The following is a 16,968-nucleotide window of genomic DNA, read 5'->3' as shown; positions in this document are numbered from 1 at the left end:
ATTGCGCTCGCAAGGCTGTGAGCGCAAGTCACATCGGCGTCGGAGGGGGCGGCCTGGCGGTGTCAGCGATGCACGCTCTCCCGCATGGCCTGGAGTGCCGCCTCGCGGTTGCGGCCACCCAGCACATCGGTCATCACGGACTCCAGGCTGGACGGCTCCAGGCCGAGTTCGGCTGACATCGGCGCGTGCAGCACGTTGTCCAGCCGCATCGAGTCCAGGTTATCGCGCGACATGACCGGCCCGCCGGGCATGTGTTCGAGCACGGCCGCCTGCACGCGCGCGAGCGCATCAGGCAGCGCGATCACCGGGCGCGGATGGCCCGACGCCCGCCCCGCGAAGCGCACCAGCTCCTCGAGCGTATAGACCTGCGGCCCGCCCACCTCGTAGACCTGGCCCACCGTGGCCGGATTGACCATCGCGCGCAGGAAAGCCTCCACCACATCCATCACGAACACCGGCTGGAAGCGCGCCTGGGCGCAGGCCAGCGGCACCACCGGCGCCATCTGCTGCATCTGGGCGAACAGGTTCAGGAAGTGGTCGTCCGGCCCGAACACCACCGACGGCCGCATGACGGTCCAGTCGAGCCCGCTCTCGCGCACCACGCGCTCGCCCTCGCCCTTGCTGCGCAGGTACATCGACGGCCCCTGCGGGTCCGCGCCGAGCGCGCTCATGTGGATCAGCCGGCGAACGCCGGTGCGCTGGCAGGAAGCCACGATCTGGCGCGGCAGGTCCACATGCGCGGCGGCGAACTGGGGGCCATATGGGTCGCCCCGGTCGCCATGCAGCACGCCAACGAGATTGACCACAATGCCATCCATGCCGACCGAGCCGATGGCGTCGTCCAGCGCGGCGGCATCGGCCAGGCCCAGCTCGCACACCTCCACGCGCGGCAGCAGCAACAGGTGCTGGGCATGCTCGGCATGGCGCGTGCCCACCAGGATGCGCTCGGGCGCGATGGGGCTGTCGGGATTGGTGGCGGGGTTGCGCGGCACCCCGGAGGCGGAGGCCGCGCCGGCAAGGCGGGAGACGAGGTGGCTGCCGATGAATCCGGCGCCACCGATCACAAGGACATTGCTGGTCAGCATGGTGGGCTCCGTGACGGTCACGTAACGCTGGCATCTCACGATGCGCGCCCGGGGTCACGGCGCCCCCTGCTGGCCCCGCTTACATCAAGGCAGGCTGGTGGTCGTGATCGAGGACGGTGCGACTGTTCCCAGGCGGTCTTTGAGAGACTGGGGCCGGCCGCTCATCAATGCAGCATAGTACGTAGCGTTGGAAAGCACATTCTTGACATAAGTTCGCGTTTCCGTGAACGGAATCGTCTCTGCAAAGATCGCGCCTTCCACCGGCCGGGACAGGCTGCTGCGCCAGTTCTTGGGCCGCCCCGGGCCGGCGTTGTAGCCCGCCGAGGCCAGGGTCCACGAGCTGTCCAGGTCCGTCAGCACCATGCTCATGTAGCTGGTGCCGAGCAGGATGTTGATATTGGGGTCACTCATCATCGACGGCGAAAAGTCGGTCATGCCGATCTTGCGCGCCACGAACTTGGCCGTGGCCGGCATCACCTGCATCAGGCCATGCGCGCCGGCCGACGAGCGCGCATTCATGATGAAGCGCGATTCCTGGCGGATCAGGCCATAGGCCCAGGCCATGTCCAGGCCCACGTCATCGGTCGCGCGCTGCATGATGTCCCGGTACGGCATCACAAAGCGCAGCGAGAAATCGTGCTCCGCCTTGGTGCGGTCGGCCGTGTTGACGGTGCGGTCGAGCAGTTCGATCTTGCGCGCGTACTCGGCGGCGGCCAGCAGTTCGCGGTCGCTCATGCTGCGCAGCTCCCAGTTCCACTCGCGATTGCCTTCAAAGCGCAGGTTCAGTTCATAGAACTTCTGCGCGCGCACGAAGCCGGGCCGCGTACGCATGGCCATGGCCTCGGCATCCGAGACCGTGGTGCGCGCCGGCAGCGTGATGCGGTTGCCAAGTTCCTCGGTGGCCAGCTGGCCGTAGAAGTTGAACTGGCCGGCGATGGTCTGGAACTGCGTCTGCGCGTCCGCGGTACGGCCATCGGCCTTGAGCGCGCGGGCGTACCAGTAGATCCATGCCGGGTCCTTGGTGCGCAGCTCGGGGCGCATCAGTTCCACGGCCTGGCGCACCTGCTTCCAGTCGCCCTGGCGCAGCGCGGCGCGCACGCGCCATTCCTGCGATTCGTCGGACAGCCACTGGTTGCCGCCCAGCGTCATCTGGTTCTTGTAGTAGCCAGCCGCTTCCGGCATCAGCTTCTTGGCCGCGTACTGGCCGATCACGCCCCAGCCGGCGCCCTGCTCGTCGCGTGACAGCGCGCCGCCCGTGGCGGTCAGGTAGGCGGCAGCCTGGGCCGGATCGCTGCGGGCCATCTTGACCACGGTGGCCAGCGTGTCACTGTCCACGCGCGCCCCCGGCGCCGTGGGCGCCGATGGTGTATCCGGCACGGTTGCGGCGATCTTTGCCGCCAGCGTGGTGAAATTCAGCTCGAGCGCCTGGCGTGCCTGGAACGCCACGTCGCTGCGCTGGATCTGCTGGCTCTGGGCCAGGTAGCTGATCAGGTCGACGCAGCCCTCGCCGTAGTAGCGCGGGTCCGCCAGCACCGCGCGGGATTCGGCGGCCACGTTCTTGCCCTTGAGCGCACTCGACAGCAGCGCGTAGCACTCCACCTGCGTGTCGTCCTTGAGCACGAACTGCGGGTATTCGACGTCGAAGTTCGCCCAGTCGCGCTTCTTGCCCAGCACCAGCAGCCAGTCGTTGCGCATCCGGTCGGCAATCGCCTCGCCCTGGTAGCGCTTCAGGAACACGCGCACCTGCTCGTCGGGCGCGTCGATGCGGGCCAGGCCGCTGGCATCGAACATCTGCGGCTTGATGCGGAAATACTCCACGTACGACGGAATTGGGTAGTCCACCAGCGTGGCCGAGATGGCGGCCGTGCGGTCCACATCGTTCTTGCGGGCGGCCTCGCGCAGCGCGACAAAGGCCTCGTCCGGATTGCTGGGGATGGTCAACGCGGCCGGCTGCGGCGCCGGGCGCTTCTGGGCGTAGGCCGGCGTGGCCAGCAATGCACCTGTCAACGCCCCCAGCCCTGCCAGCCACGCGGCGCGTTGCGCACGGCGCAGATATACTCCCTTCGGCATTCTTGCTATCCCTTGTTGGTCCGCGCGCGGCGCCGGGATTCCCGGTCGCGCCCCGCGCGTGTTGGTATTCGGATGTCGATCCATCGATCGATCGCGGTGCCGGCCATTATTGCACGCCATGCAGCCTGAACAGGCCCCAGACAACGGGGCAGAAAACCTGCCATTCCTCGAAGAGCGCCGCGCGCTGCGCCGGCGGCTGCTCGCGCTGCGCGCCGGCCTGCCGGATCGCGCCAATGCCGACGCGCGCATCGGCGCCGCGCTGGCGCCCCTGCTCGAACGCCTTGGCGCGCGGCGCGTGGGCTTCTACTGGCCGATCCAGGGCGAATTCGACGCACGCGCCGTCATCGCCCAATGGCTGGACGGCATGCCGGGCCGCCAGGCCGCGCTGCCCGTGGTCAGCCGCCCCGGCACGCCGCTGGACTTCCACGCCTGGACGCCCGAGACGACAATGCGCGCCGGCCACTACGACATTCCCGTGCCCGATGGCACCGAGGCCGTGTTGCCCGACGCGCTGCTCATTCCCTGTGTCGGTTTCAGCCGCGATAAGTTCCGCCTCGGCTACGGCGGCGGCTTCTATGACCGCACGCTGGCGGCCCGCGCAGACACCCCAGTGGCGATCGGCATCGGCTTCGCGGCCTGCGAGATTCCCTTGCAGGCCCAGCCGCACGACCTGCCGATGGACTGGATCGTCACCGAAGGCGGCGCGTTTTAAGCGTTCGCTTCCCCTAGCAATTCGTCCACCAGCGCGCGCATCTTGCGCCAGTGCGACCCTTCCCAGAACACCCGCCGGCAGTGCGTGCAGGTAACAAAGCGCGCGTGCCGCGCCAGCACGCCCTCGGGCACGCGGCCATCCACGTCAGACTTGTCGATCCGGTGCAGCGGCACGTTGCAGTCCAGGCACAGCGCGAACGGCCGCGCGCTGCGGGCCAGGTCCAGCCGCCGGAAGACCTCCCGCACCTGGAGCGACGACTTGATCGCCCGCACATAGCAGCCGTGCGTCACCCCACGCCGCTTGAGCAGTTCGCGGTCGCGCGTGAGCACGATGCGGCCCTCCTCGGCGGCAATCCGCGCGATCTCGCTGTCTTCGAAATGATTGTCGTAGAGCGTATCGAAGCCGGTCATGCGCAGCAGGTGCGCCAGGCCGCCCAGATGGGCATCGGCAACGAAACGGGTCTCGCGCAGTGGCTGATCGCGCACGCGCAGCAGCGGCGAGATGTCGAACGCCTCGAAGGTGGGATAGACGGCCACGCGGTCGCCGTCCTGCAGGGGGCGGTCGAACGGCACCGATTCGCCATTGACCAGGATCAACTCCACCTCGGTGTGCGGCACGCCAAGCGCCTCGATCATGTGCTTGACCGTGGCCGCGCGGGCGCAGGGCACGACGATGTCCTGGTGGCGTCGGGTGTGCGCCAGGAAATCGTTCAGCTCCTCGTAGAAGCGGAAGGTGGCGGTGACGGTGGCGGGAACCATGGGGCGCAGTATGCCCCCATGACCCCGTCCGATGGAAGTTACAGCTTCAGACGTTCCCAGACCGCCTTGGTGGCGCCGGCCGCGTTGAGCGTGTAGAAGTGCAGGCCCGGCACGCCGGCTGCCAGCAGCCGCTCGCAGAGACCCGTCACCACGTCCAGGCCGAATGCGCGGATGGACTCCCGGTCGTCGCCGAACGACTCCAGCCGCTTGGCCACCCAGCGCGGTACTTCGGCACCGCACATTTCCGAAAAACGCATTAGTTGCGAGTAGTTCGTGATCGGCATGATGCCCGGCACGATCGGCACGTCCACGCCCTGCGCGCGCACCTCGTCCACAAAGCGGAAGTAGGCGTCGGCATTGTAGAAGTACTGGGTGATCGCCGAATCGGCGCCTGCACGGACCTTGCGGACGAAATTGTCGAGGTCGTGGCGCGGCGACTTGGCCTGCGGGTGGTACTCGGGGTACGCCGCCACCTCGATGTGGAACCAGTCGCCGGTCTCGGCGCGGATGAATTCCACGAGTTCGTTGGCGTATCGGAATTCGCCGATTTCGCCCATGCCGGACGGCATGTCGCCACGCAGCGCGACGATATGGCGGATGCCGCCGTCGCGGTACGTCTTCAGGATCTGGCGGATGCTGTCGCGCGTGGAGCCCACGCACGAGAGGTGCGGCGCGGCCTCGATGCCGTCACGCTGGATCTCCAGCACGGCGTCCAGCGTGCCCTGCTGCGTGGTGCCGCCGGCGCCGAACGTCACCGAGATGTACTTGGGTTGCAGCGGAGCCAGCTGCGCGCGCGTGTTGCGCAGTTTCTCCGTGCCTTCCGCCGTCTTCGGCGGGAAGAATTCGAAGCTGTAGTAGCGGTCTGTCATGCGAATAAAGTCTCAGTCGCGGTCGCCGAGCAACAGGCTCGACAGCACCCACGAGATCACGCTGTACAGGATGGAGCCCAGCAGCGCGGCGCCGAAGCCCTGCACCACGAAGCCCGACAGCAGGTTGCCGACGAACAGGAACAGCAGCGCGTTGATGACGAAGATGAACAGGCCCAGCGTCAGCAGCGTGACCGGCAGCGTCAGAATGACCAGGATAGGCCGGATCAGCGTGTTGACGAGGCCCAGCACCAGCGCGGCGATCATCGCCGAGCCAAACCCGCCCAGCGAGATGCCGGAGATGACGCTTCCGACCAGGAACAGCGAGGCGGCGTTGATGATCCAAACGGCCAACAGTCTCATTGCGACTCCTTTTCCCTTTTCCAGGTTGCCTGTCGAATTCCCCCTCCCCGCGCACGGGAGAGGGGGACACCTCCCGCCAATCAATAGCGGTAGTGGTCGGCCTTGTACGGACCCTGCTTCTGCACGCCGATGTAGGCGGCCTGCTGGTCGGTCAGCTCGGTCAGCTGCGCGTTCAGCTTCTTCAGTTGCAGGCGCGCCACCTTCTCGTCCAGGTGCTTCGGCAGCGTGTACACGCCCACCGGGTACTTGCCGCTGTCACGCTCGGCCCACAGTTCGATCTGGGCGATGGTCTGGTTGGCGAACGAGCTGCTCATCACGTACGACGGGTGGCCCGTGGCGCAGCCCAGGTTCACCAGGCGGCCCTTGGCCAGCAGGATGATCTTCTTGCCGTCCGGGAACACCACGTGGTCCACCTGCGGCTTGATCTCGTCCCACTGGTACTTTTCCACCGAGGCGATGTCGATCTCGTTGTCGAAGTGACCGATGTTGCAGACGATGGCCTGGTCCTTCATCTTGACCATGTGGTCATGCGTGATGACGTGGTAGTTGCCGGTGCAGGTGACGAAGATGTCGCCGTGCTCGGCGGCGTAGTCCATGGTCACCACGCGGTAGCCTTCCATGGCAGCCTGGAGCGCGCAGATCGGGTCGATCTCGGTCACCCAGACCTGGGCCGACAGCGCGCGCAGGGCCTGGGCGCTGCCCTTGCCCACGTCACCGTAGCCAGCCACCACGGCCACCTTGCCGGCGATCATCACGTCCGTGGCACGCTTGATGCCGTCCACGAGCGATTCCCGGCAACCGTACAGGTTGTCGAACTTGCTCTTGGTCACCGAGTCGTTCACGTTGATGGCCGGGAACTTCAGTTCGCCGCGCTGTGCCATCTGGTACAGGCGGTGCACGCCGGTGGTGGTTTCCTCGGTCACGCCACGGATGGCGGCCAGGTTACGGCTGTACCAGCTCGGGTCCTTGGCCAGCTTTTCCTTGATGGCGGCGAACAGGTAGGTTTCTTCCTCGCTGGTCGGCTTGGCGATCAGCGACGCATCCTTCTCGGCACGGGCGCCCAGGTGCAGCAGCAGCGTGGCGTCGCCACCGTCGTCCAGGATCATGTTCGGCGTGCCGCCGTCGGCCCAGTCGAAGATGCGGTGCGTGAAGTCCCAGTATTCCTTGAGCGACTCGCCCTTGAACGCGAAAACCGGCACGCCGGACGCGGCGATGGCGGCGGCGGCGTGGTCCTGCGTCGAGAAGATGTTGCACGAGGCCCAGCGCACGTCGGCGCCCAGTGCCACCAGCGTCTCGATCAGCACGGCGGTCTGGATGGTCATGTGCAGCGAACCGGCGATGCGGGCGCCCTTGAGCGGCTGCGCGGCGGCGAATTCGTCACGGATGGCCATCAGACCCGGCATTTCGGTCTCGGCGATGGCGATTTCCTTGCGGCCCCAGCCGGCCAGGCCGATGTCGGCCACGAGGTAGTCTTGCTTGAGTTCGGTCACAGCGTTCATGTTTCACTCCGGTGAAGAGTGGCACGCAGGTGACGAGGGGGGACAACGGCCGCATCCCGCGCGAATTGCGGAACGGGCGGATAGGTCGACTCGCCTCCGTGCGGACCACGGATCAGCGAGCGCCGTTGAAACATTCCGAGCCTGGCGGATGAGGGCCATCCGTTGCAACGCTCCTCGGAGTGGCGGTATTGTAGCGTGCCTGTCCGCGCCTGCGGCGCGAGAAACGGACTTTTTTCCCGTCTATTCCACTTCCAGCCTCCCTGCCATCCTGCCCGCCCACATGCTTTCCACGCCACCCCGCACGCTGACCATCGCCGGTTCCGACTCCGGCGGCGGTGCCGGCATCCAGGCAGACCTGAAGACTTTCAGCGCACTCGGCTGCTTCGGCATGAGCGCGATCACCGCCATCACGGCGCAGAACACGCTCGGCGTGACTGGCGTGCACGCCATTCCGGCCGACCTGGTGGCCGCCCAGATCGATGCCGTCGCCACGGACATTGGCGTGGACGCCGCCAAGACCGGCATGCTCGGCACGGCCGCCATCGTCGAGGCCGTGGCCGATGCGGTGGACCGGCACGGCATCCGCCAGCTGGTGGTGGACCCGGTGATGATTTCCACCTCGGGCGCCACGCTCTCCGACGACGCCACCAGCCAGGCCATGGTGCGGCTGCTGTTCCCGCGTGCGCTGGTGGTCACGCCCAACCTGCCGGAAGCCTCCTACCTGCTCGGCCGCCGCATCGCGCGCCGCGCGGACATGGAAACCGCCGCCGCGGACCTGCTCGCGCTAGGCTGCCGGGCCGTGCTGCTCAAGGGCGGCCATCTGGAAGACGATCTGGAAGCCGATCGGAACGATGGCCCGCACGGCCGGGGGCTGGATGACCTGCTGATGCTGGCCGACGGCACGGTGCGCGTGTTCACCCATCCGCGCATCGACACGCCGAACCTGCACGGCACCGGCTGTACGCTGGCGGCCGCCATCGCCGCGCAACTGGCCCGTGGCGACGCGCTGGCCGACGCCATCAGCACCGCGCTGGACTACGTCGCGCAGGCCATCGCCGCCGGGGCCCGCCTGCGCATCGGGGCCGGCAACGGCCCGCTGAACCATGCCTTCGCGCCGCGCGCGCTGGGCTGAGGACCGACCATGCAGACTTTGAGCGATATCGACCTGCGCACCGATCCGGCCGCGGCCCGCTATATCAAGGAGGAAGTGGTCCAGGTGACGTTTGCCGCAGAGCCCGGCGAGCTGGTGAGCCGGGAAGGCCCCAACCGCTACCAGCCCGGCGACGCCATCGTGACCGGCGCCACGGGCGACCGCTGGGTGGTCTCGCGCGACCGCTTCGACGCGCGCTACCTGCCCGTGGACGGCGGTGGCTGGCGCAACCGGCCGGTGCCGGTGCTGGCGAAGGAGATGGCGGCGCCGTTCGCCATCGCGCGCTCGGCCGGGGGCGACGTGCTGACCGGCAAGGCCGGCGACTGGCTGATGCAATACGCGCCCGGCGACTATGGCATCACCGAGCGCGCGCGCTTCCTGGCGGTGTACCGCCGAATGGAGGACTAGGCGGACTTAGTTGCCGCCGGCCAGCTGCACGAGCTTGAACGCGGCGCGGGCCACGCACACCACGGTGCCGGCCGCGTCACGCGCCTCGCCTTCGCAGAAGGCGATCTTGGCGCCGCGCCGGATGCAGCGCGACTCGAAGGTCAGTTCGCCGCGCGCGGCGGCGAGGAAATGCGTGGACATGTCGATGGTGATCACGCCCACATCGAGCGGCGAGTAGGAGCGCGCCGCGCCGCTGAGCGTGAAATCGAGCACGGCCATCAGCGTGCCGCCGTGCACATCGCCCCGGCTGTTCACGAGCGACGGATTGGCCGGCAGGCGCGTGCGGCACATCCCCTCTTCCATATGTTCCGGCTGCAGGCCCAGATGCCGCATCAGCGGAATGTCGATGCCGAAATACGGCTTTTCCGGCGTGCCAGGGGCGGCGGGCTTGATCTCGTTCACGGCTGTTTCCTCTCTGCTCCGGGTTCCGTATGGCGGAACCTCGATCCATTGTGTCGGTGGAGCGGAGAGGATATGCGGATTTCAGGGGCCGTGCCAGCCGGCTGGGCGGTCAGCGCCCAAACAATGCGGTAAGGGAGGCCACCGCCGCCGGCACGTCGCTGGCCTCGGTAACCGCCCGCACCACGGCGGCGCTGCCGACGCCCACGTCGAGCACCTCGCGCAGGTTGCTCCCGTTGACCCCGCCAATGCCCACCAGCGCGGGCACCACCGGCTGCATCAGCGCCACATAGGCCCGGAAGCGGCCCATGCCCTGCGGCGCGGTCGGCATGACCTTGGTCGTGGTCGGGAAAATGGCCCCGAGCGCCAGATAGCTGGGGCCGATGGCGGCCACGCGCAGCATCTCGGCGTAGCCGTGCGTGGACACGCCCAGGCGCAGCCCGGAGGCGCGAATCGCCTCGAGGTCGGCCTCGTCGAGATCTTCCTGGCCCAGATGGATGCCGTAGATGCCGCTGTCGCCACCCATCGCCGCATGGTGGTCGAGCGCCACGCGCCAGTGATCGTTGATGAACAGGCGCGACGGCTGGCCCTTGGCGGCCTGGGCCGCGCGGGCGACCTCGGCCTTGACCGCCGCCGCGTCGTCCGATTTGAAGCGCAGTTGCACGGTCGGCACGGCCAGCGGCACCAGCCGCTCGATCCAGTCCGCGCTTGGCACCACGGCGTACAGGCCGAGGTCCGGCGGGCACGGCGCGAATGGCTGGGGTGGATTGTCGGGCGAGGCCAGCGCCGCGTGGCGCACGCGCGGGAAGCGGGCGAAGTCGGTCGGCCAGTCCTGGCGGCCCGGCTGCCACGCGCGGGCGATGCACAGCGCGTCGTGGGCCGGGAAGTGCAGCGCCAGCGCGGCCAGCAGCACGGCCACGAAAGCCGGTGGGTGCGGCCTATCGTCGTCGGCATCGTCGTCGGTATCGTCGTCGGTACCGTCGTCGGCTTGGACGTCCAGCACCCAGGTGCCCATCGGCGAGCGCACGGTGTCGATCCAGCGGCCGCCCTCGCGGTCGGTCTCGATCAGCACCGCGCCGCCTGCCGTCAGTTGGGCGATGGTGTCCGCCGTGGCTTCCCCATCGGCCAGCACCACGTCGTGGCGCCCCGGCGCGGCCGGGGCGTTGGCCAGCGGCCATGCACGCCACGGGGCGTCGTCATGGCCGAAGGTGGCACCAAAGCGGGTGATCAGGGAGTCGAACAGCGCGGAGTCGATGGCCGCGGCCACACCGGGGCGCGTCATGCGCGGTCCTCCGCGCCTTCGGCGTGCCAGAACGGCATGCCGACCACCGGCGTGCTGGCCTGCGCCACGTCGCGCTCGGGCATCGGCCCGGCCAGATAGGCGGTGCGGCCAGCCTCCACGGCCAGCGCGAACGCGCGGGCCATATTCACCGGGTAGGCAGACTGCGCCACGGCGGTGTTCAGCAGCACGCCGTCATAGCCCCATTCCAGCACCTGCGCCGCGTGCGACGGCAGGCCCAGCCCGGCATCGACGATCAGCGGCGTGTCCGGCAGTCGGTCACGCAGCGTGCGCATGGCCAGCGGATTGGCGGCGCCCCGGCCCGTGCCGATCGGCGCGGCCCACGGCATCAGCGCCTGGCAGCCCACGTCCAGCAGGCGGCGGCACAGCACCAGGTCCTCGGTGCAGTACGGCAGCACCTTGAAGCCTTCCTTGATCAGCGTCTCGGCCACGGCGGGCATGTTCAGCGTGTCCGGCTGGAGCGTGTAGTCGTCGCCGATCAGTTCCAGCTTGATCCAGTCGGTCTCGAAGACCTCGCGCGCCATCATCGCCGTGGTGATGACTTCCTGCGCCGTAAAGCAGCCGGCGGTGTTCGGCAGCACCGGCACGCCCAGCGCGCGCAGCATCTGCCAGAACGGCTGGCCGCCGAGCGTCTGGCCATCGCTGCCGTCGCCCTTGCCCACCGCGCTCTGGCGGCGCAGCGCCACGGTGATCATGGCGGGACGGCTGGCTTCCACGGCCGCCTGCAGCGTGGCCGGCGACGGATAGCGCGCGGTGCCGAGCAGCAGGCGCGAGGCGAAGGATTCGCCATAGAGCACGAACGGGTCGCGCAGGGTTTCAGCGGGTTCGAAAGTCATGATGGGTCAGCCTCCCGTCACGGGTTGCACGAGGTCGATGTGATCGCCCGCCGCAAGCGGCGTGGCGGCATGGGCGGTGCGCGGCACGAACTGGCCGTTGACCGCCGCGGCGAACGGGGGCGCGATGGCAGCCGCAGTCACCGCGTCCGCCAGCGTGGCGGCCTCGGGCAGGTGCAGCAGCTTGCCGTTGAGCATAATTTCCATGATCTGGGCGGGTTCTGGGCGTGTTCCTAATGCAGCAGGCTGCCCAATCCGGGCACCGCCGTGCCGCGCAGGTGGGCGGGCTCCTCGACGGACTGGATCAGGCCCGGCCAGCGCAGCGACGCCGGCACCGCGTGCGCGGCCGGGTCCCCGGCCAGCAACGCGCGCACCACGGCGCAGGCGGCCTCGGTCACGGCCGGCGCAATCAGCCAGCCATGCCGGTACAAGCCATTCACACGCACCACGCGCGCCTGCTGATCCACGCGGATCGCCGGCAGGTGGTCCGGCCGCGTGGGCCGGCGCTGCACGTTCAGCTCCAGCACGCGGGCCTCGCCGAACGCGGGGTGCAGCGAGTGCGCCGCCGAGAGCAGCTCCAGCGCGGAGCGCACGCTCATCGGCGAGTCGTCCTCGCTCTCGATTTCGGTCGCGCCAATCACGTACAGGTCGTTCGGCTTGGGCGCGATATAGATGGGGTAGCGCGGATGCAGCAGGCGGATGGGCCGATGCAGCTTCACGTCGGGCGCGTGCACGCGCACCACCTCGCCGCGCAGGCCACGCAGGCCGGGCTTGACCACGCCGGGCTCGGCCGTGGGATCGCACCACGCCGCGCGCGCGCCCAGGCCGCGGCAGTCCAGCACCACGTTGGCGCGGAGGTCGAACTGGGGCAGCAGGTCGATATCGACATCGCCAGCCTCCCAGATGCAATGCACGCCTTCCTTGACCGCGCAGTCGAGCAGCGCGCGCAGCGCGCCACGGTTGTCCAGCTGGCCTTCGCCCTTGAGCAGCAGGCCCTGCGGGAAGCGCCCGGCCAGCTCCGGCTCCACGGCAGCCACGCCGGCGCCGTCCAGCACGGCCAGCCGCTCCCGCACCAGTTCCGGCGGCGCCACGGCGCGCATGCGGCCCGTGAACAGCGACACCTCGCTGCGGTCCCGCGCGTGCCAGACCACCAGCGTGCCGTCTTCCTGGAAGAACACGGGTTCGGGCAATTCCTGGATCCAGGCACGCCACAGGTCGACGCTGGCCATGCCGAGATCGACGATGCGCCGCTCCGCGATGGCCGACTCGGCCAGCGGGGCCAGCATGGCGGCAGCCACGTGGGCGGCCGCGCCGGTGCCGTCGGGGCCGCCACGCTCGACCAGCGCCACACGGGCACCGGCGCGCACCAGCAGCCAGGCGCACAAACGCCCGGCCAGGCCGGCGCCAAGAATGGCAACATCGAAGGACTTTACTGCTGTCATGGGTATCTTCGCCGCGGGCGCCCGGGTGGAGGTGGCGCCGCGCGGTCTTTAGTTGAATTACGAGTAGATCTTGGAGCCGGACTTCACGAACTCGATCGATTTCTCCTCCATGCCGCGCTCGGCTGCGGGCAGCGATGCCGCGTAGTCGCGCACTTCCTGGGTGATCTTCATCGAGCAGAACTTCGGCCCGCACATCGAGCAGAAATGCGCGATCTTGGCGCCCTCGGCCGGCAGCGTGGCGTCGTGGTACGAGCGCGCGCGCTCCGGATCGAGGCCCAGGTTGAACTGGTCTTCCCAGCGGAACTCGAAGCGGGCCTTGGACAGCGCATTATCGCGCAGCTGTGCGCCCGGCCAGCCCTTGGCGAGGTCGGCGGCGTGGGCGGCAATCTTGTACGTGATGATGCCCTCGCGCACGTCTTCCTTGTCCGGCAGCCCCAGATGCTCTTTGGGCGTGACGTAGCACAGCATGGCCGTGCCCATCCAGCCGATGTTGGCCGCGCCGATGCCGCTGGTGATGTGGTCGTAGCCGGGGGCGATGTCCGTCACGAGCGGTCCGAGCGTGTAGAACGGGGCCTCGTAGCAGTGCTTGAGTTCCTCGTCCATATTGGCCTGGATGCGCTGGAGCGGCACGTGGCCCGGGCCCTCGATCATCACCTGCACGTCATGCTTCCACGCCTTGGCGGTCAGCTCGCCCAGGGTGCGCAGCTCGCCGAACTGGGCGTCGTCGTTGGAGTCCGCGATGCAACCCGGACGCAGGCCGTCGCCGAGGCTGAACGACACGTCGTAGGCCTTCATGATTTCGCAGATCTCGTCGAAATGCGTGTACAGGAAGTTTTCCTTGTGGTGCGCCAGGCACCACTTGGCCATGATCGAGCCGCCGCGCGAGACGATGCCCGTCACGCGGTCGGCCGTCATCGGCACGTAGCGCAGCAGCACGCCGGCGTGGATCGTGAAGTAGTCCACGCCCTGCTCGGCCTGCTCGATCAGCGTGTCGCGGAACATCTCCCAGGTCAGGTCCTCGGCGATGCCGCCGGTCTTGTCCAGCGCCTGGTAGATCGGCACCGTGCCGATGGGCACCGGCGAGTTGCGCAGGATCCACTCGCGCGTCTCGTGGATGTGCTTGCCGGTGGAGAGATCCATGATGGTGTCGGCGCCCCAGCGGATCGACCAGACCATCTTTTCCACTTCCTCGGCCAGCGAGGACGTCACGGCCGAATTGCCGAGGTTGCCGTTGATCTTGACGCGGAAGTTGCGGCCGATGGCCATCGGCTCCAGTTCCGTGTGGTTGATGTTGGCGGGGATGATGGCGCGGCCGGCGGCGATTTCCTTGCGCACGAATTCCGGGGTCATGTCCTCGGGGCGCAGCGGCAGGTTCGCGCCGAGCGCGTTGCCCGGATGCTGGCGCAGCAGGGCCTTGTACTCGGGCTTGTCGTAGAGCGCCTGGAGGTTCAGCGACTCGCGCAGCGCCACGTATTCCATTTCCGGCGTGATGATGCCCTGGCGCGCATAGTGCATCTGCGACACATTGGCACCCGCCTTGGCACGGCGCGGGTTGGTCAGCTGGGCAAAGCGCAGGTGCGCCGTGGCCGGGTCGTTGGCGCGGTCGCGGCCATATTCGGACGACAGGCCCGGCAGCACCTCGGTGTCGCCGCGCTCCTCGATCCAGCGGGTGCGCACGCCGGGCAGGCCGGCCTTCAGGTCGATATGGATGTCCGGGTCGCTGTACGGGCCCGAGGTGTCGTAGACGGGGATCGGCGGATTCGCCATCTCGCCCTTGTCGGTGCGCGTGGACGTCTGCAGGATCGTGCGCAGCGGCACGCGCAGGTCCGGACGGCTGCCGGTCAGGTAGGTCTTGCTGGAAGCCGGATAGGCGAATTTCTGGTCGAGATCGCTCTCGAGCGATTCAAACGATGCGGCGGGGGCAGTGCGGGCCATGGGTGTCGTCCTCTCTCTTGCGGGGGATGGACGAAACCAGGAGCCCTGTGAGCCCGCTGCGCGGCAGAGCCGGCGGCGAGGTCCCATTGCGGGACAGAAGCTGTTCGGTATTCAGTGAAACTTCCCACGCCGGTACTAGCCGGATCGGGTTCGAAGGGACTCTCTCAGCCGCACGGCCCATCCGTACGGCACCCCTGTTTCATCCAACGGGGTGAATTTAAGCACAAGCCCCCGCCCGGCGCCACCCGGAATTTTGTTGCGACTGCCGTGCGCCAAGGTATCGACTGGCCGATGTTGCACTGCACGATAGCCGACGATGTGGCCACTCCAGCGCATTTGCCCGGGGAATGCGCGCGTTTCCCGAACACGGCAGTTGCCGTACCATCGGCCGTACCATCGACGCAGCCTGCCCGATTGCCAAGGAGCCGCCATGCCTGCCGTGCCCGATTCCTCCGCCGCGACCCACGCCGTGTTCAATCAGGTGCCGGACCTCTCCGGCTACAACCTGTTCGAGACCGACCCCGGCCTGCGAGCCGCGCTGGAACGGCTGGGCGGCGGCTGGCACGCCGGCGCGCTCGGGGCCTTCGGCGCCCGGCTCGGCGACCCCGAGGTGCAGGCGTGGGCCGCCGACGCCAACCGCCTGACGCCGGAACTCCACACCCACAGCCGCACCGGCGAACGCATCGATGCGGTGAGCTTCCATCCGTCCTGGCACGCCCTGCTCGGCCTGCTGCGCGGCCAGCAGCTGCAGGCCCTGCCCTTCGCCCAGCCGCGCCCGGGTGCGTGGGCCGCGCGCACCGCCGGCTACTTCCTCCAGGCCCAGGTGGAATCGGGCTCGCTCTGCCCCACCACCATGACACTGGCCAGCATTCCGGTGCTGCGCAAGGAACCCGCGCTGTTCCGCGACCTGGAACCCCGGCTGTATTCGACCGAGCACGACGCCCGCGACCTGCCCTGGCGCGACAAGACCGCCGTGATGATCGGCATGGGCATGACCGAGAAGCAGGGCGGCTCCGACGTGCGCGCCAACACCACCGTCGCCCTGCCGGTGCGCGGCGAGGGCCGGGGCGCCGAGTACGCGCTGACGGGCCACAAGTGGTTCTTCTCCGCGCCGATGTGCGACGCCCATCTGGTCGTGGCGCGCATGGGTGGCCCCGAGGGGCCGCTCTCGTGCTTCTTCGTGCCGCGCTTCCGCGACGACGGCGGCAAGAACCCGATCGAGATCCAGCGCCTCAAGGACAAGCTCGGCAACCGCTCCAACGCGAGCAGCGAGGTCGAGTTCCGGGGCGCCACGGGCATCCTGATCGGCGAGGAAGGCCGCGGTATCCCCACCATCATCGAGATGGCCACCAATACCCGGCTCGACTGCGTGATCGGCAGCGCGGCGCTGCTGCGCGCGGCGCTGGTGCAGTCGCTCCATCACGCGCGCCACCGCATGGCGTTCGGCAAGCTGCTGGCCGACCAGCCGCTGATGCGCAACGTGCTGGCCGACCTCGCCCTGGAGTCCGAAGCCGCCACGCAGATGATGATGGCCCTCGCTCACGCCTTCGAGCATGCCGAGGACGACCCGCTCGCCGCCGCGTGGAAGCGCGTGGTCACCCCAGCCGCCAAGTTCTGGATCTGCAAACGTGCGCTGGAAGCCACTGGTGAGGCCATGGAGGTCTGGGGCGGCAACGGCTATGTCGAGGAAGGCCCGATGGCGCGGCTCTACCGCGAGGCGCCGGTCAATTCGATCTGGGAAGGCTCCGGCAACGTGATGTGCCTGGACGTGCTGCGCGCCCTGCAACGCAACCCCGACGATGGCGCGCGGATCCTGCACGAACTGGCGCGGCTTTCCAACGGCAACGCGGCCGTGCGCGCGGAACTGGCGTCGCTGCAGGCCATGCTGCGCGAACCGGCCGAGCAACTCGAAGCGAGCGGCCGACGCTTCGCGCAGGGCCTGGTGCTGACCGCGCAGGCCGCGCTGATGATCGCGCATGCGGACTCGGAATCGGCCGAACTGTTCGTCGCCAGCCGCCTCGGGCGGCAGCACGGCCGCGTGTTCGGCACGCTGGATGCCGATACCGTCACATTGCAACGCGTGGCCAAGCGGACGTGGCCGGTCTGATT

Annotated in this window: 16 protein-coding genes and 2 riboswitches; of the genes, 4 read left to right on the top strand and 12 right to left on the bottom strand. The window is 68.6% G+C overall.

All coding sequences use genetic code 11. The features are described from left to right. Positions 1–62: 62 nt before the first annotated feature. Positions 63–1,085: a complex I NDUFA9 subunit family protein gene (locus SB751_RS15725; protein ID WP_092291468.1), complete on the bottom strand. Its 1,023-nt coding sequence runs from the start codon at positions 1,083–1,085 to the stop codon at positions 63–65. An 84-nt stretch (positions 1,086–1,169) separates the two neighbouring features. After that, on the bottom strand, positions 1,170–3,155 hold the full coding sequence (locus SB751_RS15720; RefSeq protein ID WP_144199109.1) for a lytic transglycosylase domain-containing protein: 1,986 nt from the start codon (positions 3,153–3,155) through the stop codon (positions 1,170–1,172). Between the two features lie 118 nt (positions 3,156–3,273). Between SB751_RS15720 and SB751_RS15715 the strand changes: the two genes are divergently transcribed. Further along, entirely contained in the window at positions 3,274–3,867 is a 594-nt protein-coding gene (locus SB751_RS15715) for a 5-formyltetrahydrofolate cyclo-ligase (RefSeq protein ID WP_144199111.1), read from the top strand. Here the strand turns inward: SB751_RS15715 and SB751_RS15710 are convergent. The 4 genes from SB751_RS15710 to ahcY form a co-directional block, all read right to left on the bottom strand. Further along, complete coding sequence (locus SB751_RS15710; protein ID WP_250025010.1) at positions 3,864–4,625, bottom strand: Mut7-C RNAse domain-containing protein; 762 nt, start codon at positions 4,623–4,625, stop codon at positions 3,864–3,866. The genes SB751_RS15715 and SB751_RS15710 overlap by 4 nt on opposite strands. A 38-nt stretch (positions 4,626–4,663) precedes the next feature. Next, complete coding sequence (metF, locus tag SB751_RS15705; protein WP_144199115.1) at positions 4,664–5,494, bottom strand: methylenetetrahydrofolate reductase [NAD(P)H]; 831 nt, start codon at positions 5,492–5,494, stop codon at positions 4,664–4,666. Positions 5,495–5,506: 12 nt separating this feature from the next. Beyond that, complete coding sequence (locus SB751_RS15700) at positions 5,507–5,854, bottom strand: phage holin family protein (protein WP_092291458.1); 348 nt, start codon at positions 5,852–5,854, stop codon at positions 5,507–5,509. A gap of 80 nt (positions 5,855–5,934) precedes the next feature. Further along, the gene (gene ahcY, locus SB751_RS15695; RefSeq protein WP_144199117.1) at positions 5,935–7,353 is read right to left on the bottom strand and encodes an adenosylhomocysteinase; all 1,419 of its coding nucleotides are present in this window, start codon (positions 7,351–7,353) and stop codon (positions 5,935–5,937) included. Positions 7,354–7,463: 110 nt separating this feature from the next. Then, positions 7,464–7,535, bottom strand: a riboswitch (S-adenosyl-L-homocysteine riboswitch). Positions 7,536–7,633: 98 nt separating this feature from the next. Here ahcY and thiD point away from each other — a divergent pair. Further along, the gene (gene thiD, locus SB751_RS15690; protein ID WP_144199121.1) at positions 7,634–8,485 is read left to right on the top strand and encodes a bifunctional hydroxymethylpyrimidine kinase/phosphomethylpyrimidine kinase; all 852 of its coding nucleotides are present in this window, start codon (positions 7,634–7,636) and stop codon (positions 8,483–8,485) included. Between the two features lie 9 nt (positions 8,486–8,494). Beyond that, the gene (locus tag SB751_RS15685) at positions 8,495–8,911 is read left to right on the top strand and encodes a PGDYG domain-containing protein (RefSeq protein WP_144199123.1); all 417 of its coding nucleotides are present in this window, start codon (positions 8,495–8,497) and stop codon (positions 8,909–8,911) included. Between the two features lie 6 nt (positions 8,912–8,917). Here SB751_RS15685 and SB751_RS15680 read toward each other — a convergent pair whose 3' ends face one another. From SB751_RS15680 to thiC, 6 genes are all read right to left on the bottom strand, one after another. Then, entirely contained in the window at positions 8,918–9,352 is a 435-nt protein-coding gene (locus tag SB751_RS15680; protein WP_144199125.1) for a PaaI family thioesterase, read from the bottom strand. 109 nt (positions 9,353–9,461) lie between these two features. Continuing rightward, positions 9,462–10,631, bottom strand: a complete 1,170-nt coding sequence (locus tag SB751_RS15675) for a thiamine phosphate synthase (RefSeq protein ID WP_313818087.1) — start codon at positions 10,629–10,631, stop codon at positions 9,462–9,464. Next, positions 10,628–11,485: a thiazole synthase gene (locus tag SB751_RS15670; protein ID WP_144199129.1), complete on the bottom strand. Its 858-nt coding sequence runs from the start codon at positions 11,483–11,485 to the stop codon at positions 10,628–10,630. Before SB751_RS15670 ends, SB751_RS15675 begins: the two co-directional genes overlap by 4 nt. Before the next feature lie 6 nt (positions 11,486–11,491). After that, a complete protein-coding gene (thiS, locus tag SB751_RS15665; protein ID WP_144199131.1) occupies positions 11,492–11,689 on the bottom strand; it encodes a sulfur carrier protein ThiS in 198 nt (65 codons plus the stop codon). Between the two features lie 26 nt (positions 11,690–11,715). After that, on the bottom strand, positions 11,716–12,924 hold the full coding sequence (locus tag SB751_RS15660; protein WP_144199133.1) for an FAD-dependent oxidoreductase: 1,209 nt from the start codon (positions 12,922–12,924) through the stop codon (positions 11,716–11,718). 57 nt (positions 12,925–12,981) lie between these two features. Further along, positions 12,982–14,859, bottom strand: coding sequence for a phosphomethylpyrimidine synthase ThiC (gene thiC, locus SB751_RS15655; protein ID WP_144199135.1), 1,878 nt, complete (start codon positions 14,857–14,859; stop codon positions 12,982–12,984). A gap of 104 nt (positions 14,860–14,963) precedes the next feature. After that, a riboswitch (TPP riboswitch) is annotated at positions 14,964–15,065 on the bottom strand. A 224-nt stretch (positions 15,066–15,289) separates the two neighbouring features. Between thiC and SB751_RS15650 the strand changes: the two genes are divergently transcribed. Beyond that, positions 15,290–16,966, top strand: a complete 1,677-nt coding sequence (locus tag SB751_RS15650; protein ID WP_144199137.1) for an acyl-CoA dehydrogenase family protein — start codon at positions 15,290–15,292, stop codon at positions 16,964–16,966. Positions 16,967–16,968: the final 2 nt, after the last annotated feature.

It is taken from the genome of Cupriavidus sp. SIMBA_020 (assembly GCF_046535395.1).
Taxonomy (GTDB): Bacteria; Pseudomonadota; Gammaproteobacteria; order Burkholderiales; family Burkholderiaceae; genus Cupriavidus; species Cupriavidus campinensis.
This window is presented reverse-complemented; position numbering and strand designations above follow the sequence as displayed.